A 23,352-nucleotide genomic window follows, 5' to 3' on the forward strand; every position below is an offset into this window, starting at 1 on the left:
ATGACCGATCCGGTCAAGGGCTTCGATCTGGCGAGACTCCTCGCGGAACGCGGGGCCGAGCGCTATGAGCTGCATGCGCGATATCTCAACCACCAGCTGCCGCGCATGCTGCACACCATCGGCTTCGACAAGGTCTATGAGCGGGCCGAGGGCGCGTACTTCTGGGACGCCGACGGCAACGACTATCTCGATATGCTCGCGGGCTTCGGGGTGATGGGGCTCGGGCGGCACCATCCCGTCGTACGCAAGGCGCTGCACGATGTCCTCGACGCCTCGCTCGCGGACCTCACACGCTTCGACTGCCAGCCGCTGCCGGGGCTGCTGGCGGAGAAGCTGCTGAGGCAGAGTCCGCACCTGGACCGGGTGTTCTTCGGAAACAGCGGTACGGAGGCGGTGGAGACGGCGCTGAAGTTCGCCCGGTACGCGACCGGGAAGCCGAGGATCCTCTACTGCTCGCACGCCTTCCACGGGCTGACCACCGGATCGCTGTCGGTCAACGGGGAGGCCGACTTCCGGGACGGCTTCGCGCCGCTGCTGCCCGACACCGCGATCGAGCTCGGCGATCTGGCCGCGCTGGAGCGGGAGCTGATGCGGGGCGATGTGGCGGGCTTCGTCGTGGAGCCGATCCAGGGCAAGGGCGTGCATGCGACGCCGCCAGGATTCCTTTACGCCGCACAGGAGCTGCTGCACAAGCACAAGGCGCTGCTGATCGCCGACGAGGTGCAGACCGGCCTCGGCAGGACCGGTGACTTCTACGCGTACCAGTACGAGGCAGGGGTCGAGCCGGATCTGGTCTGTGTGGCGAAGGCACTCTCGGGCGGGTACGTGCCGGTCGGCGCGACGCTCGGCAAGGACTGGATCTTCAAGAAGGTCTACTCGTCGATGGACCGGGTGCTGGTGCATTCGGCCAGCTTCGGCTCCAACGCCCAGGCGATGGCTGCCGGGCTCGCGGTGCTCTCGGTGCTGGAGGACGAGCATGTCGTGGCGAACGCGCGGGTGACCGGAGAGTTGCTGCGGTCACGGCTGGCGGCGCTCGTCGACCGCTATGAGCTGCTGCACGAGGTGCGGGGCCGCGGGCTGATGATCGGCATCGAGTTCGGCCGCCCGGACTCGATCAAGCTGCGCAGCCGCTGGACCATGCTGCAGGCGGCCCGCAAGGGTCTCTTCGCGCAGATGGTGGTGGTGCCGCTGCTGCAGAAGCACCGGATCCTCACCCAGGTCTCCGGCGACCACCTGGAAGTGATCAAGCTGATTCCGCCGTTGACCATCGGAGAGCGGGAGGTCGAGCGGTTCGTGGCGGCCTTCACCGCGGTGATGGACGATGCGCACGGCGGTGGCGGGCTGATGTGGGACTTCGGCAAGACGCTGGTGAAGCAGGCGGTCGCCAACCGCTGACTTTTGCCCCTGGGGCAAAAAATTTGCCCCAGGGGAAAGATCCTGGCGCAATGGAGGCATGAGCCCCACTGAAGAGGCGGCCACCGTGCTGCCGGATGTGGCGCCACGGCTGCGCGATCTGCGACGCCGCCGTGGCCTCACCCTGGAAGCCGCAGCCCAGCGCGCGGGGCTTTCCCCCGCCCACCTGTCCCGGCTGGAGACGGGCAACCGTCAGCCGTCGCTGCCGATGCTGCTCGCTCTCGCCAGAATTTACGGTACGACAGTCGCGGAGCTCCTCGGCGAGCTCGCGCCGGAGCGCGATCCGATCATCCGCGCCGACAGCCGGGAGCCCTCCGAGGCCGACGGCTGGACCTACCACCAGACCGGCGGAGCCGGCCGGGCGATGCAGGCTCTGCGGCTGGTGGTTCCGTACGGCAGTCAGGGCGAGCTCGTCCGGGTGCATCCCGGGGAGGAGTGGCTGTACATCCTCAACGGCCGGCTGCGCCTGAGCCTGGGTGACGCGGTTCACGAGCTGGCGCCCGGGGACAGCGCGCACTTCGACTCACTCACCCCGCACCGTCTCGCGGCGGCCGGTCGCGAGGGTGCCGAGCTGCTGTTCGTCCACACGCTGCTGCAGAGCCCCAACCTCCATCCGCACAACTGAGTTCAGAGAAGAGGCCCGTTATGTCCAAAAGCAATGAAGAGCGGTCGTTTCCCCGTGGGCTGGTGATCCGGCTGTTCGCCTATCTGGTGGCGGGCCACCTGTTCGCCGGGTTCCTCTACCTTCTGTTCACGCTGGGCGGCCAGAACCAGTAGGCGGCCGCTCAGCATCCGGCGGCTCCGCATCTCCTGCTCCGCGGTCGGCTACGCCTCGTCGACGAGACGCTCGCGCAGGCGCTCGCGCGTCTCCGGGGCGATCTTCAGGCCCTCGGCGAGGTACCGCTCCGTCGTGCCCCAGGTCTCCTCGATCGTCTCGAAGGCTGCCGCGAGGTACTCGGCGCGCGCGTCGAAGAGCGGGCTCAGCAGCTCCATCACTTCCGGGGACATCCCGGCCGGGGAGTTGTCGCTGCGTCGCACCAGATAACGCCGGTGCGGATCATTGGACTTGAGGTAGTCCGCCTCGATGGCCTCGCGCTCCACGCCGACCGCGAGCAGCGACACGGCGATCGAGATTCCGGCGCGGTCCTTGCCCGCCGCGCAGTGCATCAGCGCCGGGACACTGTCCTCAGCGAGCGCGTGCAGTACGCGGCTGTGCTCGGCGGTGCGATGCTTGATGATCGTCCGGTACGACGCCGACATCCGGGCCGCCGCCTTGCCGTCCGCGAGGATCGACTTCAGCTGGTCGAGATCGCCCTCCCGGACCATCTTCCAGAACTGGGCGCCGTCGGCCGGGTCGGTGAGCGGCAGATTCACATTGCGCACGCCCGGCAGCTCGACGTCCGGGCCCTCCAGCTTCTGGTCCGCGGCATTACGGAAGTCGAAGATCGTGTGCAGGGCCAGGGTGGAGAGGAACGCGGTGTCGCTCTCGGTGGCATGGGCGAGGTGGCCGCTGCGGAAGAGCCGTCCGTACCGCACCCGCCGGCCGTCCACGGTCGGCAGGCCGCCCACGTCCCGGAAGTTGCGTACTCCGGACAGCTCAGGCTCTGTCGACGGGATCTGCGGCAGCTGCTGTGTCACGGGGGCTCCTGAAGTGACAGCCGTCGGCGCTGCTCGCCGACGATGGCGCGTTTCCCGACGATACGACATTGCTTCATCGGGCAATCATCTCGGTCCGTCTCCGTAAGAGCGTTGCACCGGCGACGGCTCCCGTCGGATGATGTGCGGACCTGTGCGAACCTGTGAGTATCTGAGGGGTCGGGATGATCGAGAGCGTTGGCAACGGTCGTACGTGGGTTCTCTCCGGACCGAGGAGTAGTTATGCGCTGCGTCTGACAGACGCTGACGAACTGCTGCATCTCCACTGGGGGCCACGGATCTCCGGCGCCGAGGCGGAGGCGCTCGCGGCCCAGGGTCTGCCGCCCTACTGGCCGTTCGAGTCACAGCTCGACGGCCACGAGGAGTATCCGGTCGAGGGCGGCCCGCGCTTCGTACGGGCGGCGCTCTCCGTCCGTACGGACACGGTGCGCGGCACCGAGTGGACCTTCGCCGGCGCCGAGGAGGTGCACGGCGACGAGCTGAGGCTCCGCTTCACCGACGCTCTACACGGCCTCGGGCTCACCCTGCACCATCGGATGCGCGACGACGCGGACGTCATCGAGCGCTGGGTCACCGTCACCCATGAGGGCGAGGGCCCCGACCTGGAACTACTGCGCGCCGATGCCGCCACCTGGACACTGCCGCAGCGCGACAGCTGGCGGCTCAGCCAGCTGCACGGCCGGTGGGCGGCAGAGTCGCTGCTCGTACGGTCGGAGCTGACGTACGGCGAGAAGGTGCTGAGCAGCAGGCGCGGCCACACCGGCCACCAGCATCTGCCCTGGGTCGCGCTGGACGCGGAGGGGGCTACGGAGGAGCGGGGCGAGGTGTACGGCGCCGCGCTCGGCTGGTCCGGGTCCTGGCGGATCTCCGTGGCGCAGCTGCCCGACGGACTCGTACAGATCACCGGCGGAGCCGGCTACGACGACTCCGGGCTGCTGCGGCTCGCACCGGGCCAGTCGTACACCTCGCCCGTCTTCGCCGGACTGTGGAGCGAAGGAGGGTTCGGCGGAGCCAGCAGGGCCTGGCACGCCTGGCAGCTGGCGCATGTGATCCCGGACGCTCAGGCCGAGCGGCCGGTGCTCTACAACTCCTGGGAGGCCACCGGCTTCGACATTTCCGAGGAGCAGCAGCGGGCACTCGCGCAGCGGGCCGCGGCCCTGGGCGTCGAACTGTTCGTGGTGGACGATGCGTGGTTCGGGCAGCGCACCAGCGACCGCGCCGGACTGGGCGACTGGACACCCAACGCCGAGCGCTTCCCGCAGGGACTGAAGCCGCTTGCCGACGAAGTGCACGCGCTGGGCATGCAGTTCGGGATCTGGGTCGAACCGGAGATGGTCAACGCCGACAGCGATCTCTACCGCGCGCACCCCGACTGGGTGCAGCACCACCCGGGCCGGGCACGGACGGAGTTCCGCAACCAGCTCGTACTGAACCTCGCGCGCGAGGACGTACAGGCCTACCTCTGGGAGCAGTTGGACGGACTGCTCGGCAGCGCGCCCATCGACTATGTGAAATGGGACTTCAACCGCTGCTTCACGGACGCCGGCTGGCCCGGCGAGACATATCCGCAGAAGCTGTGGGTCGAGCATGTGCAGGCGCTGTACGCACTCCTCGACCGGCTGCGCGCCGCGCATCCCTCGGTCGCCTTCGAGTCCTGCTCGGGCGGCGGTGGCCGGATCGACCTCGGAATTCTGTCCCGGACCGATCAGGTGTGGACCTCCGACAACACCGATCCGCTGGACCGGCTCGCCATCCAGCAGGGCTTCACCCAGCTGCACCCGGCACGGGTCATGGCGGCCTGGGTGACCGACAGTCCCAATGTCCAGCTCAACGGCCGCATCAGTACGCTCCGCTTCCGCTTTGTGAGCGCCATGGCAGGAGTGCTCGGAGTCGGTGGCGATCTCACCGAGTGGAACGCGGAGGAGCTCGCCGAGGCGCACGGCTGGGTGGAGCTCTACAAGAAGGTCAGGCCGGTGGTTCAGCACGGCGAGCTGTACCGGCTGCGGGCGCCGGAGGGCGGACTGAGCGCCGTGCAGTACGTACGCGGCGACGAGAACGTCGTTCTCGCCTGGCTCCAGGCACAGCACTACGGCGAACAGCCGCCCAGGCTCAGGCTGCGCGGGCTCGATCCGGCAGCCGCGTACGAGTGCCTGGACACGGGCGTCGTACACCGCGGATCCGTGCTCCTGCACCACGGGCTGCACACCGGACTGAAGGGCGACATGGACGCCACGGCGATCCGGCTGCGACGCCGCTGATGTGCCCCCTGGACAAGGGCAGTGAGCCGCGGAGGGATTTCCTGCGGGCGTGGCATGAATTGGAGGGGTAAGTAGGGCTGTATGCCATAACTGGGCGATCGTCATTAAATGACGGTTCTGTCCGAATTGGTCGATTCGGGATAACGTGCCCCGTCCGCAAGGCGGACGGTGCATGGCCGTGAGCGGGATCATATTCGTGACGGTGTGTGGTGGGGCGGCAGGGGTGAATTCCGTTTCCGGGGCGGACGGTGAAGATCATTGATTTACGGAGGGTTACGGGAATTTCGCACCGATATCACAGGGATCATTGACGGGCGAAAGCGACAGCTTGTTCCGGTACGCCCATTCGTTTACGGTCACGACCAATCCGGACGGAACGCCTAATCCTGCCGCCGACCGGAATTCCACCCACCCATGTGTGGCAGGAGCGGGGGACCCAGGTGATACGCCGATTCCGGACTTCCGGACGGCTTGGGGTGAAGTCGCGCAACTGCGCGGCCGGGCATCTCCAGCCCGAACCCGACAGCTCACCTCGCCGGCGCCGGAGAGGAATTCGCCATGCCCAAGAAGGGTAAGCACCGCCGCCCCAAGGTCAGCCCGATCACGCGCGGATTCGTCGCCGCCGGTACGGGTGGCGCCGCCATCGCCCTGCCGCTGATAGGTGCCGCAGGCGCCCACGCGGCAGGAAAGACCGCTCCGGCCGTGGCGCCGGAAAAGGCCGTGACCGCCGCCCCGTCCTCCCCCTTCTCCGCCGGGTCCGCCGCCGCGGCCCACGTGGCGCAGAAGAAGGCCTCTCCCACCACGTACTCCGTCGTCCCCGGCGACTACCTGTCCAAGATCGCCGACGAGCACGGTGTCCCCGGCGGCTGGAAGAAGCTGTACCAGGACAACCGCGAGGCCGTCGGCGACAACCCGTCGCTGATCCACCCGGGCCTCAAGCTCACCCTCGGCGCGAAGTCGAAGGCGAAGGCGCCCGAAAAGTCGCAGCACCCGTCGAGCCCGGACCGGTCCTCGTCGAAGGCGTCCTCCTCGAAGGCGCCCTCGGGTTCCTCGGACTCAGGTTCCTCGGACTCGGGTTCCTCGGACTCGGGCTCGGTGGTGCAGTCCTCCGCGCAGTCCTCGTCCGGTGGCTCGGCAGGCGGCAACGCCGCCCAGACCAGCGCCTCCGGCTTCGCCGCCCCCGTCGACGGCGCGACCGTCATCACCCCGTACCACCTCGCCGGCGCCATGTGGTCCAGCGGCTACCACACCGGTCTCGACTTCGCGGCGTCCACCGGCACGACCGTCAAGGCGGTCGGCCCGGGCACCGTCGTCTCCGCCGGCTGGGCCGGTGCGTACGGCAACCAGATCGTCATCCAGCACAGCGACGGCACCTACTCGCAGTACGCCCACCTCTCCGCCCTCTCCGTCGCATCAGGCCAGAGCGTGAGCGGCGGCCAGCAGATCGGCCTCTCCGGTACCACCGGCAACTCCACTGGCCCGCACCTGCACTTCGAGATCCGCACCGGCCCCGGCTATGGCTCGGACATCGACCCGCTGGCCTACCTGCGTCAGCACGGCGTCTCCATCTGATCCGTCCGACGTACGCAGTGTCCCGTCCTCCCCTCGTGCCGCCGCCCGCGGCGCGGGGGGAGTCGGCGTATTCCGGGTTGGATGAATCTTGACCGGTGGTATATATCACCCCTCGTCAACCCCTCCTTACGGTCGCGTAGGTCACATCCGTAAGGGAAAAATGAGTTCTCGTGGCAGACGATTCGAGAACAGAGAACAGTGGCGTATTCGGGTCGTACGCGGCGATCGGTGACAGTTTCACCGAGGGCGTCGGAGACCCGGGCCCCGACGGGACATACGTCGGCTGGGCGGACCGGTTCGCGGTCCTGCTCGACGACCGAATGCCGGAGCACACCTTCCGGTACGCCAACCTCGCCGTACGCGGCCGTCTCCTCGACCAGATCGTCGAGGAACAGGTGCCGCGGGCAAAGGAACTCGCCCCGGATCTGGTGACTTTCTGCGCCGGCGGCAATGACATCATTCGGCCCGGCAGCAACCCCGACGACGTGGCCGAGCGCTTCGAGCGGGCAGTCGCCGACCTCACCGATTCGGTCGGCACCGTCATGGTGACCACCGGTTTCGACACCCGCGGAGTGCCGGTACTGCGCCATCTGCGCGGCAAGATCGCCACGTACACCGCGCATGTACGGGCCATCGCCGACCGTTACGACTGCCCCGTACTCGACCTGTGGTCGCTCAAGTCCATCCAGGAGAGGCGGGCTTGGGACGCCGACCGGCTGCATCTGTCGCCCGAGGGCCACACCAGGGTCGCACTGCGTGCCGCCCAGGTGCTCGGACTCGAGGTGCCGGCCGACCCCGACCAGGCGTGGCCGCCCCTGCCGCCGCGCGGACCGCTCGAGGTGCGCCGCGACGACATCAACTGGGCGCGTGAGCACCTGGTGCCGTGGATCGGGCGACGGCTGCGCGGTGAGAGCTCCGGCGACCATGTCGAGGCCAAGCGCCCGAATCTGCTGCCTCTGTGACAGCGGATGGTTGGGGCATGGCAGACCTGCCCCGGCTGACCGGGCGTACGGCCCCGGTCACCGGTGCCAACCGCGGGATCGGCTTCGCGGTCGCTACGGGACTCGCCGGAGCCGGAGCGCGGCTGCTGCTCGGCACCCGCGACCCGGAGCGGCCGCCGTGGAACGGCTGCTGACCGTCTGCGCAGCCGGGTCGTCACCGTCACCAGCATGGCGCAGAGCAGTGCCCCGCCTCGACTTCGCCGATCTGCAGAGCGAACATCGCTATGACGCCTGCCGCGGGCGGGCCCGCGGCCGCTGGGTCACCCGGATCGTCAACTCCCCGGTGCGTACCTTCGGTTCGTACGCGGCAGGCGGCGCGCTGCCGGTGCTGCGGGCCGCCGCCGACCCGGAGGTGCGGCCCGGCGAGTACTACGGCCCGTCCGGCCTCGGCTCCTTCAGAGGCCCGCCGCAGCGGACCGCGTTCTCCGCGCGGGCTCAGGATCCCGCGGTCGCGTGCCGGTTGTGGCAGGCGTCGGCGAGGCTGACAGGGATCGCCTTCCCCGCCCCGTACGACGGCTGAGGCACAGCGACGTACGAACCGGTGCGTCAGACCACGGCCGACGACAGGAGTTCGGCCGGTCCGATCAGCGCCGTACTGCCCTCGCCCGTACAGGCATGGGCGCCGGCCACCGCGCCCAGCCTCGCGCTCTCCTCCAGGTCGCGGCCCGACAGCTGCCCGAACAGAAAGCCGCAGACATAGGCGTCACCCGCGCCGTTGGAGTCCACCACCGGAGCGGGTGGCGCGACTGCCCGGACCGGGCGCGGGGTGGATCCGCCGTCGCGGCTGAGGAGGTACGAGCCGCCGGCACCCGCCGTCGCGACCACCGCCCGCGCCCGACCGTCGCGCAGGATCTCCCGCATCACCGACGCTATGCGCTCGCCCGCGCCCGCCGTGCTGAGGAAGACCAGGTCCGAGCGGAGCGCGAACTCCCGTTGGTGCTCCGACAGTCCGTCCCAGTCGTGCAGATCGGTGGAGACCGGCACGCCCAGCGCTTCGATGTCGTCGTAGAGGAACCGCGCGAAGTTCATGATCGAGAGATGGATGTGGCGAGCACGCCGCAGATGGGGGAGGTAGAAGTCGCGCGGCATCCGCAGCCCGTCGGGATCGCGGGCGTCGTAGAAGGACATGCGCCGGCCCGCGGGGTCGACGAGGTTGACCGCGCGCCGCGTCCCGGCCGGGGAGATGAGGGGCTCGAAATCCACGCCGCCCACGGCGAGTTGTTCCCGGACCAGACGGCCCGGCCCGTCTTCGCCGATGTAGTCGAGGAGGGTGGCATTCAGCCCGAGGGCCCGGCAGCCCAGTGCGACATTGCCACCGGTGTGGCCCGGCCATTCACGGATCGGGCCGACGCCGACAGAGTCCGCGAGCGGGACCGGCAGGGCGTCGACGCGGACGACCGTGTCCACCCCGGTGCCGCCGACCACCAGCACATCGGGTGGGAGGCGATCCGTCGGCTGCTCGGGCTGCTGATACGTCTGGTGCTGCGACTGGTGAGACACAGTTGCCCAGTATGGGGGCTGCGGGCCCGCCCGTTCAGGCGTTCAGCGTGCGGCGGCCGTCAGTGCGTCACGGTGGACACCGAGCTCACGGGCGAGCGCGTCGTCCGTCCACTCCAGCATCGCGGCGCGCGACAGCGACCCCGCGTACGAGGTCATCTGCACGGCGAGCCCGTCCAGAAACGCCGTCAGCCGCCAGGCCGTCGCCGCCGGGTCCTCGCACGGGAACTCGCCCGCCGCCGCACCTTCCGCGATGACCTCGGTCAGAGCCGCCTTCCACTGCTGGTCCAGATCCCGGGCGACATCCCGCAGCGCCGGCTCGCGCAGCGCGGCCGCCCAGCCCTCGATCCACAGCCGCCAGCCCTTGGCCTGCCCGGTCGGCGCGTACCAGCGGACCGCGGCGCGCAACCGGCGCAGTGCGGTGGTCCGGCGGCCCAGCAGTTTGCGCAGATGCGCGAGGTCACCGTCGGCGGCGTAGGTGAAGGCGGCCGCGACGAGCTTCTCCTTGGTCGAGAAGTGATAGAGCACCAGGGCATTGCTCACACCGAGGGCCGACGCGACATCGGCGATCCGCACGGCCGCCACACCGTGTTCCTCGATCTGCTCGACGGCAGCACGAAGCAGCTCTTCCCGCCGCTCCGCCACGCTCAACCGGACTCTTGTCACGTCGTCACCCTACACAGGCGATCTTGGGCCAGGACGCGGGTCCAGCCGGCCGCCCTCAGCGCGGTCCGCGGACGACGGCGACCGACCCCGGGGCGGAGAGGATGTCGGGCCAAGCCGTCATCCGTACCAGCCGTAGCGCTCGGCGATAACCGGCAGCCGGTCGGCGACGATCGCGTGCGCGGCGGCCCGCGCCGTGGTCCCGTCCGCCTCCGCGCGCGCCAGCATCTGGCCGATCAGCGCGCGCATCGAGTGACGGGTGTACGCGAACGCCTCGTCCGCGTCGGCGCCGATGTCCCCGAACAGAGTCCACCACCACCACGCGTTCGTACCGGAGTTGACGACGACGTCCGGCAGTACCGTGATGCCGCGCCGCGCGAGCAGTTCCTCGGCATCCGGCAGCACCGGCATGTTCGCCGCCTCGACGATCCAACGCGCGGTGATCTGCGCCTGGTTGGCGGTGTCCACGGCGTACGAGACCGCGGCGGGCACCAGTACCTCCGCGTCCACCGACAGCCACGCGTCGTCCGACAGCTCCAGATCGTCCGGCCGCAGCGCCGTACGGTCGACCGTCCCGTACGAGTCACGGGCCGCGAGCAGCGCATCGACATCGAGCCCGGCCGGATTGGCGACGGTGCCCTTGACGTCGGCGACGGCGACGATCTTCAGCCCGGCGCGGGCGAGGAACCGGGCCGTCGCGCCGCCCATCGTGCCAAGACCCTGGACGGAGACACGGGTCCCCTCGTACGCCACGCCCGCCCGGTCCAGCGCGACCAGCACCGACTCGGCGACACCGCAGCCGCCGACGAGCTCGTCGAGCCCGATGCCGTCCACCTCGACGGCGAACGCGTCCGCGAGCCGACGGCGCGCCGTCGCCTCGTCGTCCAGCAGCGGATAGACGGCCTGGATGGAGGAGACCAGACCGGCCTCGGCCGCGGCCCTGTCGACGATGTCCTGGGTCAGCCCGAGGTCCTCGCCGGTGGTCCACATGTTCTCGATGTACGGGCGTACGGCGCGCAGATAGCGGACCAGGATCCCGTACGCGCGCGGGTCCTGCGGGTCGCAGTCGATACCGCCCTTGGCGCCGCCGAGCGGGATGTACCGGCCCTCGGGGTTGTAGTGGAGGGCCTCCTTCATCGTCATCCCGCGGGCCAGCCCGGCCACCTCGTCCAGCGTGCAGCCCTCGCGCATCCGCAGGCCCCCGCTGGAGACCCCGCGCACCAGCCGGTCGATCACCAGATGGCCCTGGCGGCCGGTGACATGGTCGGTCCAGGTGAGCGACAGCAGGGGAGTGGTCATCCGGTGGTCTCCTCGGGAACGGTGATCACGGTGGGGCCGGGGACAGCAACCGCCCGCGCCCGTGGCCGGATCACAGACTAACTGAATCGCCAGTCAATATCTGGAGCTCGGAGTTCCCCCGTCTACGTGATCGTCAACAATGTTGCCGGGCGGTGGTGCCGCAGCACGCGGCTCAGCCGGCGGCGGTCCCCGGACGTGCCGGAATGTCGCAGTGGTCCTTGAAGCCCTGGCTGGTCAGACCCAGTGCGGCGTTCATCCGCGAGCGCAGGTTCTCCACCGCCACCATCGCGGTCAGCTCGACGAACGCGGCCTCGCCGAGGGCGGTGAGCAGCCGGGCCGCCGGCTCGTCCCCGACCTCCGGGGGATTGGCGGTCATCGCCTCCGCGTACTCCATGACATCGCGTTCCAGCGGGGTGTAGACGTCGCTGTCGCGCCACATCGGTACATCGCGCAGCTTGCGGACGTCCATACCGCGGCCCTGGCTCTCCCAGTGTCCGAAGTCCATGCACCAGCTGCACCCGATCGAGGCCGCCGAGGCCATCACGGCCAACGCCTTCAGACCGGGGTCGAGCTCCTTCCACTTGGCCACCGACAGCTCGAAACGCAGGTCGGTCCACAGCACCCGGGGGTTGTGGGCCAGCGCCCTCGCGGGGTCGAGGACCTTTCCGTATGTGCGCTTGCAGTACCACTCCACTGCGCGGAACAGGAGCGAGCGGCGCGGGGTGAGTGAAATACGGGCCATGACGGGCCTCCTGAAGGTGTGGACGACGTCCTTTCATGCGTACGACGGACCGGGTGCACCGGGATGTGACATCGGGAAGGAAAGATCTTCAGGAACACCCGTCCGGGGTGAGGCGTTGCTGAGGTCATGACGGACATCGACGCACCGCTGGATCCGCAGAGGGACGCTCAGCAGGAAGCGCTGCTGAAGCTGGTCGCCGAGTGCGACGGAGGGGTACTGGTCACGCTCAAGCGGGACGGCAGGCCCCAGCTCTCCAATGTGAAGCACGCGTACTACCCCGACGAGCGGACCATCCGGGTGTCCGTCACCGATGACCGGGCCAAGACCAGGAACCTACGCCGCGACCCGCGCGCCGGGTACCACGTCACCAGCGACGACCGCTGGGCATGGACCGTCGTCGAGGGCACTGCGGAGCTCTCCCCGGTCGCGGCCGACCCGCACGACGCCACAGTCGAAGAGCTGATCACCCTCTACCGGGACGTCGTGGGTGAACACCAGGACTGGGACGACTACCGGCGTTCGATGGTCCGCGACAAGCGCCTTGTGCTGCGGCTGCGCATTGAACGGGCCTATGGCCAGCCGCGCGGCTGAGTCGGTCATGCCGCCCGCGCTCCGGCCCCGGCCGCGAAAACGGCGATGACCGGCCCGGGAGATCGGCGACGCCGAGTTCCCGGGAAACCGGCGCCGCCGAGCCCCGTAGCGGGCCCGTTCCCGTCCTGTCGTACCCCCCGCTCATAATGAAAAGACACCGACATCAGGAGGTGCCGTGACCGGCACTGATTCCCCCCACCCGCTGAGCTCCCGGCTGCGCTCGCTGCGACCCGCCGCATTCGGCGCCGACCCGGCCGGAGAGCGGTGGGAGCGGATCCGCCGCTCGCCGAACTTCGCGGACGGCTCCTTCCAGAACCCTGTGGGGGCCAGGACCAGGCCGTCCGGCGGCTCCATGATCGAATTCGCGAAGATCTACTTCCGGAAGGAAGCGCGGGCGCACCGGTCCCCGGTCGGACTCGTGCCCATCCACGCCACCACTCTCGCCGATATCGCGAAGCCTCCGGCCTCGGGGCTGCGGCTCACCTGGATGGGGCATTCGAGCGTTCTCGCCGAGATCGACGGCCGGCGGGTGCTCTTCGACCCGGTCTGGGGCGAGCGCTGCTCCCCCTTCCCCTTCGCAGGCCCCAAGCGGCTGCACCCCGTGCCCGTACCGCTCGCCGTCCTCGGCCCGGTGGACGTCGTAGTGATCTCCCACGACCACTACGACCACCTCGATCTGCCCACCATCCGTGCCCTGGCCTCCACGGACACGATCTTCGCGGTGCCGCTCGGTGTCGGCGCACACCTGGAGCACTGGGGCGTGCCCGCCGACCGGCTGCGCGAGCTGGACTGGAACGAGTCGACCGAGGTGGCCGGCCTCCGGCTGACCGCCACGCCCGCGCGCCACTTCTGCGGGCGCGGCTTGCGCAATCAGCAGCACACCCTCTGGGCGTCATGGGCCGTCGCGGGCCCCGAGCACCGGATCTACCACAGCGGGGACACCGGTTACTTCCCCGGCTTCAAGGACATCGGCGCGGAGCACGGCCCGTTCGATGCCACCATGATCCAGATCGGTGCGTACAGCGAATACTGGCCCGACATCCATATGACGCCCGCCGAAGGTGTGCGCGCCCATCTCGATCTGCAGGCCGGGAAGCCGTCCGGCGCGATGCTGCCGATCCACTGGGGGACGTTCAATCTCGCGCCGCACCCGTGGGCCGAGCCCGGCGAGGGCACGGTCGCGGCAGCAGTCGCGCAAGGTGCGCGCATCGCGCTGCCGCGGCCCGGCGAGCCGTTCGAGCCGACCGCCGAGGGCATTCCGTCCGAGCCGTGGTGGCGCGCAGCGGCGACGGCGCCCGCCACGGGGTGGACCGCGGCGGCCGATACGGGCAGCCCCGAGGTGGCACCGAGCGCCTGACGAGTAGCGCTTGACCCTGCGGCGCCTGCGTCCGCGGCGCCTGATCCGTAGCGCGTGACTCTGCGGCATCCGACCCGCAACGCGTGACTCTGCGGCATCCGAGACCCCCTTCGCCGCCGTCGCGGCGGGAGGGGGTCAAGCCCGCGTTTTCGGGCTGGCGTACGAGGCCTCATACCAGAGCGGGACGAATGGCGGGCAAGTTTGTCAACTGCCCGTCGCACGTGCGCGCTTGGCGACTACCGTGTGTTGCCGGTGATCAGCGGTGGGCTCATGTTGTGCATGACGAGCCCGCCGGGAGCCGAAGCTGACCACTTGCAGTACGCCGATTCCTGGGGCCCCACGTACCAAGGACGCTGATGTCTCAACTACGCGCACCCGCCGCGCGGCCGGACCGCCGTGAGGGCGGGCGCCACGGCCGGCCAGGCTCCCTGTCATCGGCAGGGAGGCCGCATTCCGTGCCGTCGTCACCGGAAGCCCGTATACGTCCTCAACTCCTGCGCACCGCAGTCCTGCCCGCGGTCGGCACCGCGCTCATCGGCGCGGCCGCGGTGATCTTCGCGATCCGCTCCGCCGCTGCCCAGCCCTCCGCCAACCTGTGGGCCGTGCTCACCGGTTCCGCTGTGCTGGCCGTCGCCTCCGTGGTGGCGGCGGCGATGGGCGCGGACCGCATGGCCAAATCCGTACACGACCGCTGCGCCGCGTTGCGCCAGTCCACCGCGCGCGGACAGACCGAGCTGCGCACGGTGATCGACCAGCTCAGACGGGGCGAAGGCCCGCCCGCCCGCAGGACGCCGCAGCCCGCACCACCGGGCGGAGACGAATTCGATCTGCTCACACAGGAGTTGAGCCGCTCCCACGAGGCCGCTGTGGCGGCGGTGGTGCAGGCGTCCCGGCTCTCGAGCAGCGTCGGCAACGAACAGAAGGTCGAAGTCTTCGTCAATCTGGCCCGTCGGCTCCAGTCCTTGGTCCACCGCGAGATCCAGCTGCTCGACGAGCTGGAGAACGAGGTCGAGGATCCCGAGCTGCTCAAGGGCCTCTTCCATGTGGACCACCTGGCCACCCGCATCCGCAGGCACGCCGAGAACCTCGCTGTCCTCGGCGGCGCCATCTCCCGTCGGCAATGGTCCAACCCGGTCACCATGACCGAGGTGCTCCGGTCTGCCATCGCAGAGGTGGAGCAGTACCCGAGGGTCAAACTGGTACCGCCGATCGACGGCACCCTGCGCGGCCACGCCGTCGCCGACGTGATCCACCTGCTGGCCGAACTGGTGGAGAACGCCACGCTGTTCTCCGCCCCGCACACTCAGGTGCTGATGCGCGCCCAGCACGTCACGGCCGGACTCGCCGTCGAGGTCGAGGACCGTGGCCTCGGTATGCCCGCCGTCGAACAGAACAAGATGAACGCCCTGCTCGCCGACCCCGACCAGGTGAATGTCGCCCATATGCTGCAGGACGGGCGGATCGGCCTCTTCGTGGTCTCCGCGCTCGCCCGCAGACACGGCATCGCGGTACGGCTCCAGTCCAATATCTACGGCGGCGTCCAGGCCGTTCTCGTACTGCCGCAGGGAATCCTCGGTGCCGAGCCAGATGGACTCTCGCCGGCCGAGGCCGCCGCGGGGCACGAGACCGCAGACCGCCCCACGGCCCAGCCCGACGCGGCTCAGGCGGCCGGGGCTCTGCCCTCGACCCCACCCCTGATCCCGCAGCAGCTTCACTCAATGCCCCACCAGCCACCGGCCTTTCACCAACCCCAACCCCAGCATCAAGCGCAACCGCAACCGCAACTGGAATCACAGCCGCAGCTTCAACAGCCGCAGCACGCACCGGTGCACGCCACCCTCGGCGCAGGCCTCCTCCCCCTACGCGGAGACCAGAGCGACCGTCCCAACCCGGCCGCCGCCCGCCCCGGCGTCAACCACTCGGTACCCGCGGAGACCTCGTCCGCCGAGCAGCCCGTCCACACCACGGCGGCACCGCCCTCCGACGGAACGGTGCCCAGCCCCATGGGCCGCCCCCAACTGCCCAAGCGCCGCAGCCAGGAACACCTCGTCCCCCAGCTCAGGGACGCCCCGTCGCCCCGCAAGGACGACGAGAACACCCTCCACGACCCCGGCCTGATGGCGGCCTTCCAACGCGGCATCGGCCTGGCCGAGTCCCAGTCCGTCGCGGACCCCGCCCCACAGCCCGCCCCGCTGCGCCACGACAACACCCCCAAGGAGTAGATGCACCATGGTGAGCGATGTGCCGAACGGCCATGTCTCGGACCTCGACTGGCTGCTCAGCGGCCTGGTCCAGCGTGTGCCGTACACACGCAATGCGGTGCTGCTCTCCTCCGACGGGCTGGTGAAATCGGTGCACGGCCTGGACGCCGACAGCGCCGACCATATGGCGGCACTCGCCTCCGGCCTCTACTCACTGGGCCGCAGCGCCGGAGCGCGTTTCGGTGACGGTGGCGAGGTACGCCAGGTGGTCGTGGAGCTCGACTCCACGTTGCTGTTCGTCTCCACCGCCGGCTCCGGCACCTGCCTCGCCGTGCTCGCCGGGCGTGAGGCGGATGCCGCGGTCCTCGGATACGAGATGGCGATGCTGGTCAAGAGCGTACGGCCGTACCTGACCACCCCGGCCAGACAGTCGGCGGGGGCGCCGAGCGCTGCGGGGCAGTGAACGTGCCGGCCCCCAAGGACGGGCCGTTGCTCGACGACGCGGCCGGCCGGCTCATCCGCCCGTACACGGTGAGCGGCGGCCGCACCCGTCCCACGGCCGCGCTGGATCTCCTCTCCCTGGTGATGGCCACCGGCAGCGTGCCGCAGACGCACCTCGGCCCCGAGCACGCCCTGGCGCTCGGGCTGTGCGACGGGCCGACCTCGGTCGCCGAGATCTCGGCGCACCTCAGGCTCCCGGCTGTGGTCACCAAGGTGCTGCTTTCCGATCTCGTGGACTGCGGGGCCGTCACAGCACGGGCGCCCCGCTGCCACGACTCACCCACCGACCGATCTTTGCTGGAGGCGGTGCTGGATGGCCTACGACGACGACTCTGAGTTTGCCGATGCCTTTCCCGCCGCGCTGAAGATCCTCGTCGCGGGCGGATTCGGCGTCGGCAAGACGACCTTTGTGGGAGCGGTCAGTGAGATCGAACCACTGAGTACGGAGGAGCTGCTGACCCAGGTCAGCGTGGCGACCGACAGTCTGGACGGCATCGAGTCCAAGACCACCACAACCGTCGCCATGGACTTCGGCCGGATCACCCTGGACCGAAGTCATGTGCTCTATCTTTTCGGAACGCCCGGCCAGGAGCGCTTCTGGTTCATGTGGGACGAGCTCTCCGAAGGCGCGCTCGGCGCGGTCATCCTCGCCGACACGCGCCGTCTCGAGAACTCCTTCTCCGCGGTGGACTTCTTCGAGCGGCGCGGCATCGGATTCGTCGTCGCCGTCAATGAGTTCGACGGCGCCTACCGCTATGACCCGGAAGAGGTACGGGCCGCGATCGACCTCAAGCCGGAGGTGCCGGTCGTGCTGTGCGACGCGCGGATCGCCAGCTCGGGGATAGGGACCCTGGTCACCCTCGTCCAGCATCTGCTCACCACCACCGCGGTGCCGGCCCCGGCACCGAGCTACGGAGCACCGACATGACGTACGACCCGACCGGCCATCTGCTGCTCACTCCCGTCGACCGCGAAGCGCCCGTCCGTGTAAGGCGGCTGCGTCAGCTGGGTTTCGGGGACCGGCCGGACCCGGCCTTCGACGAATTCGCGCACAAGCTCGCCGAGGTGACCGGCGCGCCGTACTCCATGGTCAACTTCATCGACGAGAACCGGCAGTTCTTCGCCGGACTGCACACCCCGGCCGGTACACACTCCGGAACCGACCTGGGTGCGACGGCCGCGGCGGGCGGCGGTGATGTCAGCCGGTTCATGGCGCGAGACCACGGCTACTGCCCGCATGTGGTCGTACGGCGCAAGGCGCTGGTCCTGGAGGACGTCTGCGACTATCCGCGGTTCGCCGGGAACCCGGTCGTGGACGAGATCGGCATCCGTTCCTATCTCGGTGCGCCGCTGATCGACCGTACGGGGATCGCGCTGGGCACGATCTGTGTGGTCGCCACCGAGCCGCGGCCCTGGGGCCGGGCGGGGCTCGAGACCATCAAGTCGCTGGCCGCGGAACTGATCGACCAGATCCACCGGCGTGAGGACGGCGGTATCTGAAGTCCCTCTGATCCTTGTGAAGTGACGTCCCCGGGCTGCCTCGTGCGCTCCCGGGGACGTCATGCGCCGCGGACCGGTTCAGACGGCGGCTTCCAGCCGGACCACGTCGGACAGCCGCTGCGACCACTGGCCCCTCGTCGTGCCCAGCGCCACCTCCGCCAGACGCAGCAGCTGTACGTCAGACGTACCGGCCGGGGCGAACATATGGAGCGCGTCCCGCATATACCGCTCGATGGGGCGGTCGGTGAAGAGCCCTGCCGCGGCATGGATCTCCATGGCGTTGCGCGCGGAGTCGATCGCCGACTCGACATTGACCAGCTTGGCGTTCATCAGCTCCGCATCGCACGGCAGCCCCTCGTCCAGCAGATGCACGGCGTGGTACGCGGCGAGCCTGGAGGTCATCAGCCGGGACTGCAGCGTCCCCAACTTCAGCTTGATGGACGGCAGTTCATGGAGCGGCTTGCCATAGCGCTGCCGATCCGAGCAGAACCTCGTGGTCTCCTCCAGGATCGCCTGGTGGATGCCGAGCGATACGGCGGTGAGATTGGCGCGTCCGTAGAGCACGCTGGAGGAGTACGCCACGGCCAGCCCGTCGCCCTCCTCGCCGAGCCGATTCGGCGCGGGGACACGGCAGTTGTCGAAGTGCAGCTCGCCGAAGCTGAAGCCGTGCAGGCCCATGGTCGGCTGCTGCTCGCCGATGCTGAAGCCCGGCCGGCCCGACTCCACCAGGAAGGCGGTCAACCCCCTGGACCCGGGTGCGGTCCTGACCACCACGCCGTGGAGATCACCGACATGGCTGTTGCCGACAAACACCTTTCGGCCATTGAGAACGTAGTCGTCGCCGTCCCGTACGGCGGTGGCACTCATGCCCAGTACATGGCCGCCCGACTCGGGTTCGGTGACCGCTATCGTCGGGAGGCAGTCGCCGGCGGCGATGGAGGGGAGCCAGGTCTTCTTCTGCTCGGCGCTGCCGAAGTGGACAATCTTGGCAACGCCCAGCTGGGAGGCCTGCGCCATCGCACCCATCGCGCCGCTGACCCGGGACAGCTCCTCGATGATGATGGTCTTGGCGAGGTGCCCCATCCCCATCCCGCCGTGCTCTTTGCCGATCGTGGCGCCGAGCCAGCCCTGCCGGGCGACGAGCCGGGACAGTTCGTGGTGGACGGCACGGGATGCCTCCATCGCGGGGATCCGCGGACGTATCTCCTTCTCTGCGAAGTCACGCACATGATCACGTAGTTGATGATGTAGTCGACCGGCGAAGTAACCGTCCATCGCGAGCCTTCCTCTGCTAAACGCCTGCTCGGGCGGTTGTTCGAGCAGGTGGTGCATCGGCAGTGGTCTCGTCCCGAACAGGCCGACCACATCATGGTGTTGATCGTTTCAGGGTGGCACAAGATCGACGCCAACTCTGTCCAAAACGGGGACCGTTGACGTTTGATTAAGGCTGTGTTCCGTGTGGTACGGGCCCGTCCGGTCCTGCCGTACGGCATTCCCCCTGTGCGTCTTCCTGCCACATGCCAACGGCAAAGGTTTCGTGGGCATATGGCACTGAGGGACAAAGAGCCTCCTCAGACATGCGCAGTAGTGACATCCAGGAACACCAGCAGAACCGATACGGCGCAGACCTGGACCGAAAAGAACGCACTCCGGCCGGGCAGACCAGCGGGGGACCGGCGGTCGGAGGTGCGCATCCGGCGCTCGGAGCGCGCGGGGGTGCCAGCGGCGCGCGCCCCGGCGCGTACAACAGCCGGGCGCTGTCACGCCCGGTGCTCCAGTACGTCGACGGCCAGCTCACGCACCACCGACTCGTCCACCTCGACCCCCAGCCCCGGTGAATCCGGCACCTGAGCCACTCCCTTCTCCACCCGCACCGTCTCGGTCGCGTACGGGGAGTCGATGAACTGACGGCCGTTGAGATCGACCGGAGTGTCGATCCCGTACGCAGCGAAGAGGTGCAGCGACGCGGCAAGTCCCAGATCCGAGTCGGTGAGCCCCGAACCCATCAGCCGCACCCCGCAGTCCTCCGCGAGCGAGCACAGCCGCCGTGAAAGCGTGAGACCGCCACTGCGCTGCACCTTGGCGATCGCCACATCCACCGCCTCCAGCCGGACGAACGTCGCAAGATCTGTGGGGTGCCGCAGGCTCTCGTCGAGCGCCACCGGCACCGGGGAGTGCTCACGCAGCCGCCGCAGACCCGCGATGTCATTGGCCGGCAGCGGCTGCTCGAAGGCGCTGATCCCGATGGCGTCCAGCCGCCGCGCCATACGCAGTGCCGCGTCCACGGTGTACGCCTGGTTGGCGTCCACCCAGACCGGTGCAGTCGGCGCGTGCGCGCGCACCGCGGCCACCACTGCCGCGTCGGTGTCCTCGTCATGCAGCCCGATCTTGACCTTGAACGCCCGGTACCCGGCGTCCGAGCCCTCCGCCACACTGTCGCCGGCCTCGGCCGGCGACTGTCCCGAGACGATCCAGCCCAGCTCGATCGTCTCGGACCTGCGCTGCCCCCAGAGCACGCCCAGCGGCACCCCTGCGGCCCGTCCCAGCAGATCGTGCAGTGCCACATCCACCGCGCTCTTGGCGAGAGGCGCGCCGATGGTGAAGCCGCGGTTGACGGCCCGGTCGAAGGCGCTGTCCACGGCATCCAGGTTCCAGGCGGGCCTGCCGACGATCGCCGGTGCGAGATAGCGGTCGACGGTGGTGACGATGGATTCGGCGGTCTCGTAGGTCCAGGCGGGGATCGGCGTCGCCTCGCCCCAGCCGTGCACCCCGTCGGCGCTCACCTTCACCAGTACCCGCAGGGACGGCTGCCCGGCGACGGCGACCGCGCCGCCCGATACGCCGAAGGAGCGGCGGGTGGGCAGCGCGACGGCGAAGGTCTCGACGCGCTCGATCTTCGCCGACGGGTTCAACGTCGGTGCCGCCTGTGGCGCCGTGTGCGTGGCCGTCTGCGGAGCCGTGTGCGGGGCCATCAACGGGTCCTTTCCGTAAGGGAGTCGGGCGGTGGCGGTGGCGGTGCGACGCTCGCGCGCAGGACGACCTCGCCGCCGACCCGCAGCACCCGCGACCGCGGACCGCGCGGTTCGCGCAGGGCGAGGGCCATGACCTCCTGGCCCATGGCGGTGAGCGGCAGCGCGACGGTGGTGAGCGGCGGGGACAGCTCTCGTACGAGAGGGATGTCGTCGAAGCCCGCGAGGGAGACGTCCCCGGGTACCCGTACGCCCTCCTCCCGGAATGCCGCCAGCGCCCCCACGGCCATCACATCGGTGACGGCGAAGACACAGGTGGGCCGGGTGGAGCGGGCGAGGAGTTCGCGGGCCGCCGCGTACCCGCCGTCGCGGGTGAAGGCACCGAGTACGACCCGCTCCGGCGCGAGCGCGATCCCCGCCTCCGCGAGACCCTCCCGGAACCCGGCCAGCCGGTCGGAGACGGTGGTCAGCGCGGGCGGGCCGCTCAGCACCGCGAACTCCCGGTGTCCCAGCTCCAGCAGCGCGCGCGCCAGCGCCGCCGCTCCGGCCCGGTTCTCGGGCAGGACGGCGTCCACCCGCAGGCTGCGGTGCCTGCTGACGACCGCGACGCGGCCGCCCGCGCGGACATACGGTTCCAGCTCCGCCGCCAGCGCCCGCTCCCACTCCCGGTCCTGGAAGCCCGAGCCGATCAGCAGGATGGCGCGAGCGCGCTGGGCGCGCAGCGTGGAGACGTACGCGATCTCCCGCGCCGGTTCGCGGAAGGTACTGGCGAGCATGACGAGGAGGTCCTGCTCCGCTGCCGCCCGCATCACACCGCCCGCGATGGCGGCGAAGTACGGGTCGCCGACGTCGTGGCAGATGAGGCCCACGGTGTTGTTGGAGGCGCTGGCGAGCGCCTGGGCATGGGCATTGGGAATGTAGCCGAGCAGATCGGCGGCCGCGCGTACGCGCCGGCGCAGATCCTCCCGGACCCGGGTGGTGCCGTTGAGGGCGCGCGACGCGGTGGCCAGGGAAACGCCGGCTCTGCGCGCGACGACGTCCAGCGTCACATGGACAGGTGTTGCTTGCCGTTCACTCACTGCACCCCCCGAAACTTCGGGACGACCTATTGACCGTGCGTACAGGCAGTCATTAGCGTGGCGACACCTTATCAGAAAGCGCTTTCTGAAAGCGTTTTCCAGACAGCACAGCCCCAGACAGCGCCTCTTAACCGCTCCGGAGCCCAGAGGAGTTGACCGTGAGCCAGAGCGCCACCGAGGCAGCACCCGTAAAAGTGGCGGGAGTTGCTCAGCGGAACAAGCCGGGAGCGGGGGAGCGGGCCGTCCGTGCGCTCGAGCAGAGTTGGCGGCCCGTCGCACTGCTGCTGGTCTGCTTCGGCGCGTGGTGGGTGATCGCCGCGGCCGAACTGGTCGAGCTCTATCTCGTCCCCTCACCCGGCGCGACGCTCGACGTGCTGACCGGGAAGACCGACTACATCTGGCAGCACAGCTGGGTGACCACCTACGAGACGCTGCTGGGCTTTGTGATCGCCGTCGGTGTCGGCGTGCTCGCAGCAGTGATCATGGTCTACTCGTCCACCGTCGAGAAGACTCTCTACCCGATCCTGCTCTTCGCCCAGGTCGTGCCCAAGATCGCCATCGCGCCGCTGTTCGTCGTCTGGCTCGGCTTCGGGATCGCGCCGAAGATCCTCATCGCCGTCCTCATCGCCTTCTTCCCGGTCGTCATCTCGATGGTGACCGGACTCAAGGCGGTCGATCCGGAGATGCTCCAGCTGTCGTCGACGATGGGCGCGCGCCCTTGGCAGACCTTCGTCAAGATCCGCTTCCCGGCCTCGCTGCCGCATCTCTTCTCCGGCCTCAAGGTCGCCGTCACGCTCGCCGTGACCGGTGCCGTCGTCGGTGAGTTCGTCGGCGCGAACGAAGGACTCGGCTATGTGATCCTCCAGGCCAACGGAAACCTCGACACCCCGATGCTCTTCGCGGGACTGCTCATGATGTCACTGATCGGCGTGGTCCTCTTCGTCCTCGTCGAGATCGCCGAGAAGTTCCTCCTTCCGTGGCACGCCGGCCGCCGGGACGGAAGCGTCACCACCACCTACTAGCCCGGCACGACCCACGCCGACGCGAAGGACC

24 protein-coding genes and 1 riboswitch are annotated in these 23,352 nt (G+C 69.4%); of the genes, 16 read left to right on the forward strand and 8 right to left on the reverse strand.

Translation table 11 applies throughout. The annotated features are described in order from the left end of the window. Genes ACFYXH_RS33455 through ACFYXH_RS33465 form a run of 3 tightly spaced genes read left to right on the forward strand, consistent with a single transcriptional unit; the run spans nucleotide 1 to nucleotide 2,190 of the window. Complete coding sequence (locus ACFYXH_RS33455; RefSeq protein ID WP_389571064.1) at nucleotides 1-1,395, forward strand: aspartate aminotransferase family protein; 1,395 nt, start codon at nucleotides 1-3, stop codon at nucleotides 1,393-1,395. Nucleotides 1,396-1,453: 58 nt separating this feature from the next. Beyond that, nucleotides 1,454-2,038 carry a helix-turn-helix domain-containing protein gene (locus ACFYXH_RS33460; RefSeq protein ID WP_389571068.1) on the forward strand — a complete coding sequence of 195 codons (585 nt, stop codon included), beginning with the start codon at nucleotides 1,454-1,456 and terminating at the stop codon, nucleotides 2,036-2,038. A gap of 20 nt (nucleotides 2,039-2,058) precedes the next feature. Beyond that, nucleotides 2,059-2,190 carry a DUF6126 family protein gene (locus ACFYXH_RS33465; RefSeq protein WP_327327298.1) on the forward strand — a complete coding sequence of 44 codons (132 nt, stop codon included), beginning with the start codon at nucleotides 2,059-2,061 and terminating at the stop codon, nucleotides 2,188-2,190. Between the two features lie 48 nt (nucleotides 2,191-2,238). Here the strand turns inward: ACFYXH_RS33465 and ACFYXH_RS33470 are convergent, their stop codons facing one another. Beyond that, the gene (locus ACFYXH_RS33470; protein WP_389571072.1) at nucleotides 2,239-3,051 is read right to left on the reverse strand and encodes a tyrosine-protein phosphatase; all 813 of its coding nucleotides are present in this window, start codon (nucleotides 3,049-3,051) and stop codon (nucleotides 2,239-2,241) included. Nucleotides 3,052-3,233: 182 nt separating this feature from the next. Between ACFYXH_RS33470 and ACFYXH_RS33475 the strand changes: the two genes are divergently transcribed. The 5 genes from ACFYXH_RS33475 to ACFYXH_RS33495 all read left to right on the forward strand — a co-directional run bounded on the left by ACFYXH_RS33475 (nucleotide 3,234) and on the right by ACFYXH_RS33495 (nucleotide 8,420). After that, complete coding sequence (locus tag ACFYXH_RS33475; RefSeq protein ID WP_389571075.1) at nucleotides 3,234-5,327, forward strand: alpha-galactosidase; 2,094 nt, start codon at nucleotides 3,234-3,236, stop codon at nucleotides 5,325-5,327. 399 nt (nucleotides 5,328-5,726) lie between these two features. Then, nucleotides 5,727-5,881: riboswitch (cyclic di-AMP (ydaO/yuaA leader) on the forward strand. 4 nt (nucleotides 5,882-5,885) lie between these two features. Next, the gene (locus ACFYXH_RS33480) at nucleotides 5,886-6,899 is read left to right on the forward strand and encodes a peptidoglycan DD-metalloendopeptidase family protein (RefSeq protein WP_389571078.1); all 1,014 of its coding nucleotides are present in this window, start codon (nucleotides 5,886-5,888) and stop codon (nucleotides 6,897-6,899) included. 170 nt (nucleotides 6,900-7,069) lie between these two features. Then, nucleotides 7,070-7,861 carry an SGNH/GDSL hydrolase family protein gene (locus tag ACFYXH_RS33485; RefSeq protein ID WP_389571081.1) on the forward strand — a complete coding sequence of 264 codons (792 nt, stop codon included), beginning with the start codon at nucleotides 7,070-7,072 and terminating at the stop codon, nucleotides 7,859-7,861. Nucleotides 7,862-7,878: 17 nt separating this feature from the next. Then, nucleotides 7,879-8,034, forward strand: coding sequence for a hypothetical protein (locus ACFYXH_RS33490; RefSeq protein WP_389571083.1), 156 nt, complete (start codon nucleotides 7,879-7,881; stop codon nucleotides 8,032-8,034). A 47-nt stretch (nucleotides 8,035-8,081) separates the two neighbouring features. Further along, nucleotides 8,082-8,420, forward strand: a complete 339-nt coding sequence (locus tag ACFYXH_RS33495) for a hypothetical protein (RefSeq protein ID WP_389571086.1) — start codon at nucleotides 8,082-8,084, stop codon at nucleotides 8,418-8,420. Nucleotides 8,421-8,446: 26 nt separating this feature from the next. Here ACFYXH_RS33495 and ACFYXH_RS33500 read toward each other — a convergent pair whose 3' ends face one another. The 4 genes from ACFYXH_RS33500 to ACFYXH_RS33515 all read right to left on the reverse strand — a co-directional run bounded on the left by ACFYXH_RS33500 (nucleotide 8,447) and on the right by ACFYXH_RS33515 (nucleotide 12,101). Then, nucleotides 8,447-9,328 carry a carbohydrate kinase family protein gene (locus ACFYXH_RS33500; RefSeq protein WP_389571465.1) on the reverse strand — a complete coding sequence of 294 codons (882 nt, stop codon included), beginning with the start codon at nucleotides 9,326-9,328 and terminating at the stop codon, nucleotides 8,447-8,449. 114 nt (nucleotides 9,329-9,442) lie between these two features. Continuing rightward, nucleotides 9,443-10,063, reverse strand: a complete 621-nt coding sequence (locus tag ACFYXH_RS33505; protein ID WP_389571089.1) for a TetR/AcrR family transcriptional regulator — start codon at nucleotides 10,061-10,063, stop codon at nucleotides 9,443-9,445. Nucleotides 10,064-10,180: 117 nt separating this feature from the next. Beyond that, complete coding sequence (locus ACFYXH_RS33510) at nucleotides 10,181-11,359, reverse strand: Glu/Leu/Phe/Val dehydrogenase dimerization domain-containing protein (RefSeq protein WP_389571091.1); 1,179 nt, start codon at nucleotides 11,357-11,359, stop codon at nucleotides 10,181-10,183. 172 nt (nucleotides 11,360-11,531) lie between these two features. After that, complete coding sequence (locus ACFYXH_RS33515) at nucleotides 11,532-12,101, reverse strand: carboxymuconolactone decarboxylase family protein (RefSeq protein WP_389571093.1); 570 nt, start codon at nucleotides 12,099-12,101, stop codon at nucleotides 11,532-11,534. Between the two features lie 126 nt (nucleotides 12,102-12,227). Between ACFYXH_RS33515 and ACFYXH_RS33520 the strand changes: the two genes are divergently transcribed. From ACFYXH_RS33520 to ACFYXH_RS33550, 7 genes are all read left to right on the forward strand, one after another. Further along, nucleotides 12,228-12,692 carry a PPOX class F420-dependent oxidoreductase gene (locus ACFYXH_RS33520; RefSeq protein ID WP_389571096.1) on the forward strand — a complete coding sequence of 155 codons (465 nt, stop codon included), beginning with the start codon at nucleotides 12,228-12,230 and terminating at the stop codon, nucleotides 12,690-12,692. A 175-nt stretch (nucleotides 12,693-12,867) separates the two neighbouring features. Further along, a complete protein-coding gene (locus tag ACFYXH_RS33525) occupies nucleotides 12,868-14,049 on the forward strand; it encodes an MBL fold metallo-hydrolase (RefSeq protein WP_389571099.1) in 1,182 nt (393 codons plus the stop codon). A gap of 356 nt (nucleotides 14,050-14,405) precedes the next feature. Then, the gene (locus ACFYXH_RS33530; protein ID WP_389571102.1) at nucleotides 14,406-16,271 is read left to right on the forward strand and encodes an ATP-binding protein; all 1,866 of its coding nucleotides are present in this window, start codon (nucleotides 14,406-14,408) and stop codon (nucleotides 16,269-16,271) included. Between the two features lie 7 nt (nucleotides 16,272-16,278). Beyond that, nucleotides 16,279-16,713 (forward strand): roadblock/LC7 domain-containing protein, encoded by a 435-nt coding sequence (locus ACFYXH_RS33535; RefSeq protein ID WP_327327309.1) that lies wholly within the window; start codon nucleotides 16,279-16,281, stop codon nucleotides 16,711-16,713. Between the two features lie 2 nt (nucleotides 16,714-16,715). Continuing rightward, nucleotides 16,716-17,087, forward strand: a complete 372-nt coding sequence (locus ACFYXH_RS33540) for a DUF742 domain-containing protein (protein WP_362683082.1) — start codon at nucleotides 16,716-16,718, stop codon at nucleotides 17,085-17,087. Further along, entirely contained in the window at nucleotides 17,065-17,679 is a 615-nt protein-coding gene (locus ACFYXH_RS33545; protein WP_389571105.1) for an ATP/GTP-binding protein, read from the forward strand. The genes ACFYXH_RS33540 and ACFYXH_RS33545 overlap by 23 nt, the downstream gene beginning before the upstream one ends. Continuing rightward, nucleotides 17,676-18,251, forward strand: a complete 576-nt coding sequence (locus ACFYXH_RS33550) for a GAF domain-containing protein (protein ID WP_362683088.1) — start codon at nucleotides 17,676-17,678, stop codon at nucleotides 18,249-18,251. The genes ACFYXH_RS33545 and ACFYXH_RS33550 overlap by 4 nt, the downstream gene beginning before the upstream one ends. A gap of 78 nt (nucleotides 18,252-18,329) precedes the next feature. On the opposite strand, the gene ACFYXH_RS33555 is transcribed toward ACFYXH_RS33550, so the two are convergent. From ACFYXH_RS33555 to ACFYXH_RS33565, 3 genes are all read right to left on the reverse strand, one after another. Beyond that, entirely contained in the window at nucleotides 18,330-19,526 is a 1,197-nt protein-coding gene (locus ACFYXH_RS33555; RefSeq protein ID WP_389571108.1) for an acyl-CoA dehydrogenase family protein, read from the reverse strand. A gap of 485 nt (nucleotides 19,527-20,011) precedes the next feature. Next, nucleotides 20,012-21,223 (reverse strand): mandelate racemase/muconate lactonizing enzyme family protein, encoded by a 1,212-nt coding sequence (locus tag ACFYXH_RS33560; RefSeq protein WP_389571111.1) that lies wholly within the window; start codon nucleotides 21,221-21,223, stop codon nucleotides 20,012-20,014. After that, on the reverse strand, nucleotides 21,223-22,269 hold the full coding sequence (locus ACFYXH_RS33565) for a LacI family DNA-binding transcriptional regulator (protein WP_389571468.1): 1,047 nt from the start codon (nucleotides 22,267-22,269) through the stop codon (nucleotides 21,223-21,225). Before ACFYXH_RS33565 ends, ACFYXH_RS33560 begins: the two co-directional genes overlap by 1 nt. Before the next feature lie 188 nt (nucleotides 22,270-22,457). On the opposite strand from ACFYXH_RS33565, the gene ACFYXH_RS33570 reads away from it, so the two are divergent. Beyond that, entirely contained in the window at nucleotides 22,458-23,321 is an 864-nt protein-coding gene (locus ACFYXH_RS33570; RefSeq protein WP_389571114.1) for an ABC transporter permease, read from the forward strand. Nucleotides 23,322-23,352: the final 31 nt, after the last annotated feature.

This window comes from Streptomyces sp. NPDC002730, from assembly GCF_042888805.1.
Lineage (GTDB): Bacteria > Actinomycetota > Actinomycetes > Streptomycetales > Streptomycetaceae > Streptomyces.

What these genes read in the sequence shown, in the direction of transcription:
- ACFYXH_RS33490 (WP_389571083.1), top strand. Translation starts at nt 7,879, where the DNA reads ATGGCAGACCTGCCCCGGCTGACCGGGCGTACGGCCCCGGTCACCGGT.
- ACFYXH_RS33560 (WP_389571111.1), bottom strand. Translation starts at nt 21,223, where the DNA reads ATGGCCCCGCACACGGCTCCGCAGACGGCCACGCACACGGCGCCACAG.
- ACFYXH_RS33550 (WP_362683088.1), top strand. Translation starts at nt 17,676, where the DNA reads ATGACGTACGACCCGACCGGCCATCTGCTGCTCACTCCCGTCGACCGC.
- ACFYXH_RS33535 (WP_327327309.1), top strand. Translation starts at nt 16,279, where the DNA reads ATGGTGAGCGATGTGCCGAACGGCCATGTCTCGGACCTCGACTGGCTG.
- ACFYXH_RS33510 (WP_389571091.1), bottom strand. Translation starts at nt 11,359, where the DNA reads ATGACCACTCCCCTGCTGTCGCTCACCTGGACCGACCATGTCACCGGC.
- ACFYXH_RS33455 (WP_389571064.1), top strand. Translation starts at nt 1, where the DNA reads ATGACCGATCCGGTCAAGGGCTTCGATCTGGCGAGACTCCTCGCGGAA.
- ACFYXH_RS33515 (WP_389571093.1), bottom strand. Translation starts at nt 12,101, where the DNA reads ATGGCCCGTATTTCACTCACCCCGCGCCGCTCGCTCCTGTTCCGCGCA.
- ACFYXH_RS33530 (WP_389571102.1), top strand. Translation starts at nt 14,406, where the DNA reads ATGTCTCAACTACGCGCACCCGCCGCGCGGCCGGACCGCCGTGAGGGC.
- ACFYXH_RS33545 (WP_389571105.1), top strand. Translation starts at nt 17,065, where the DNA reads ATGGCCTACGACGACGACTCTGAGTTTGCCGATGCCTTTCCCGCCGCG.
- ACFYXH_RS33555 (WP_389571108.1), bottom strand. Translation starts at nt 19,526, where the DNA reads ATGGACGGTTACTTCGCCGGTCGACTACATCATCAACTACGTGATCAT.
- ACFYXH_RS33520 (WP_389571096.1), top strand. Translation starts at nt 12,228, where the DNA reads ATGACGGACATCGACGCACCGCTGGATCCGCAGAGGGACGCTCAGCAG.
- ACFYXH_RS33460 (WP_389571068.1), top strand. Translation starts at nt 1,454, where the DNA reads ATGAGCCCCACTGAAGAGGCGGCCACCGTGCTGCCGGATGTGGCGCCA.
- ACFYXH_RS33465 (WP_327327298.1), top strand. Translation starts at nt 2,059, where the DNA reads ATGTCCAAAAGCAATGAAGAGCGGTCGTTTCCCCGTGGGCTGGTGATC.
- ACFYXH_RS33480 (WP_389571078.1), top strand. Translation starts at nt 5,886, where the DNA reads ATGCCCAAGAAGGGTAAGCACCGCCGCCCCAAGGTCAGCCCGATCACG.
- ACFYXH_RS33475 (WP_389571075.1), top strand. Translation starts at nt 3,234, where the DNA reads ATGATCGAGAGCGTTGGCAACGGTCGTACGTGGGTTCTCTCCGGACCG.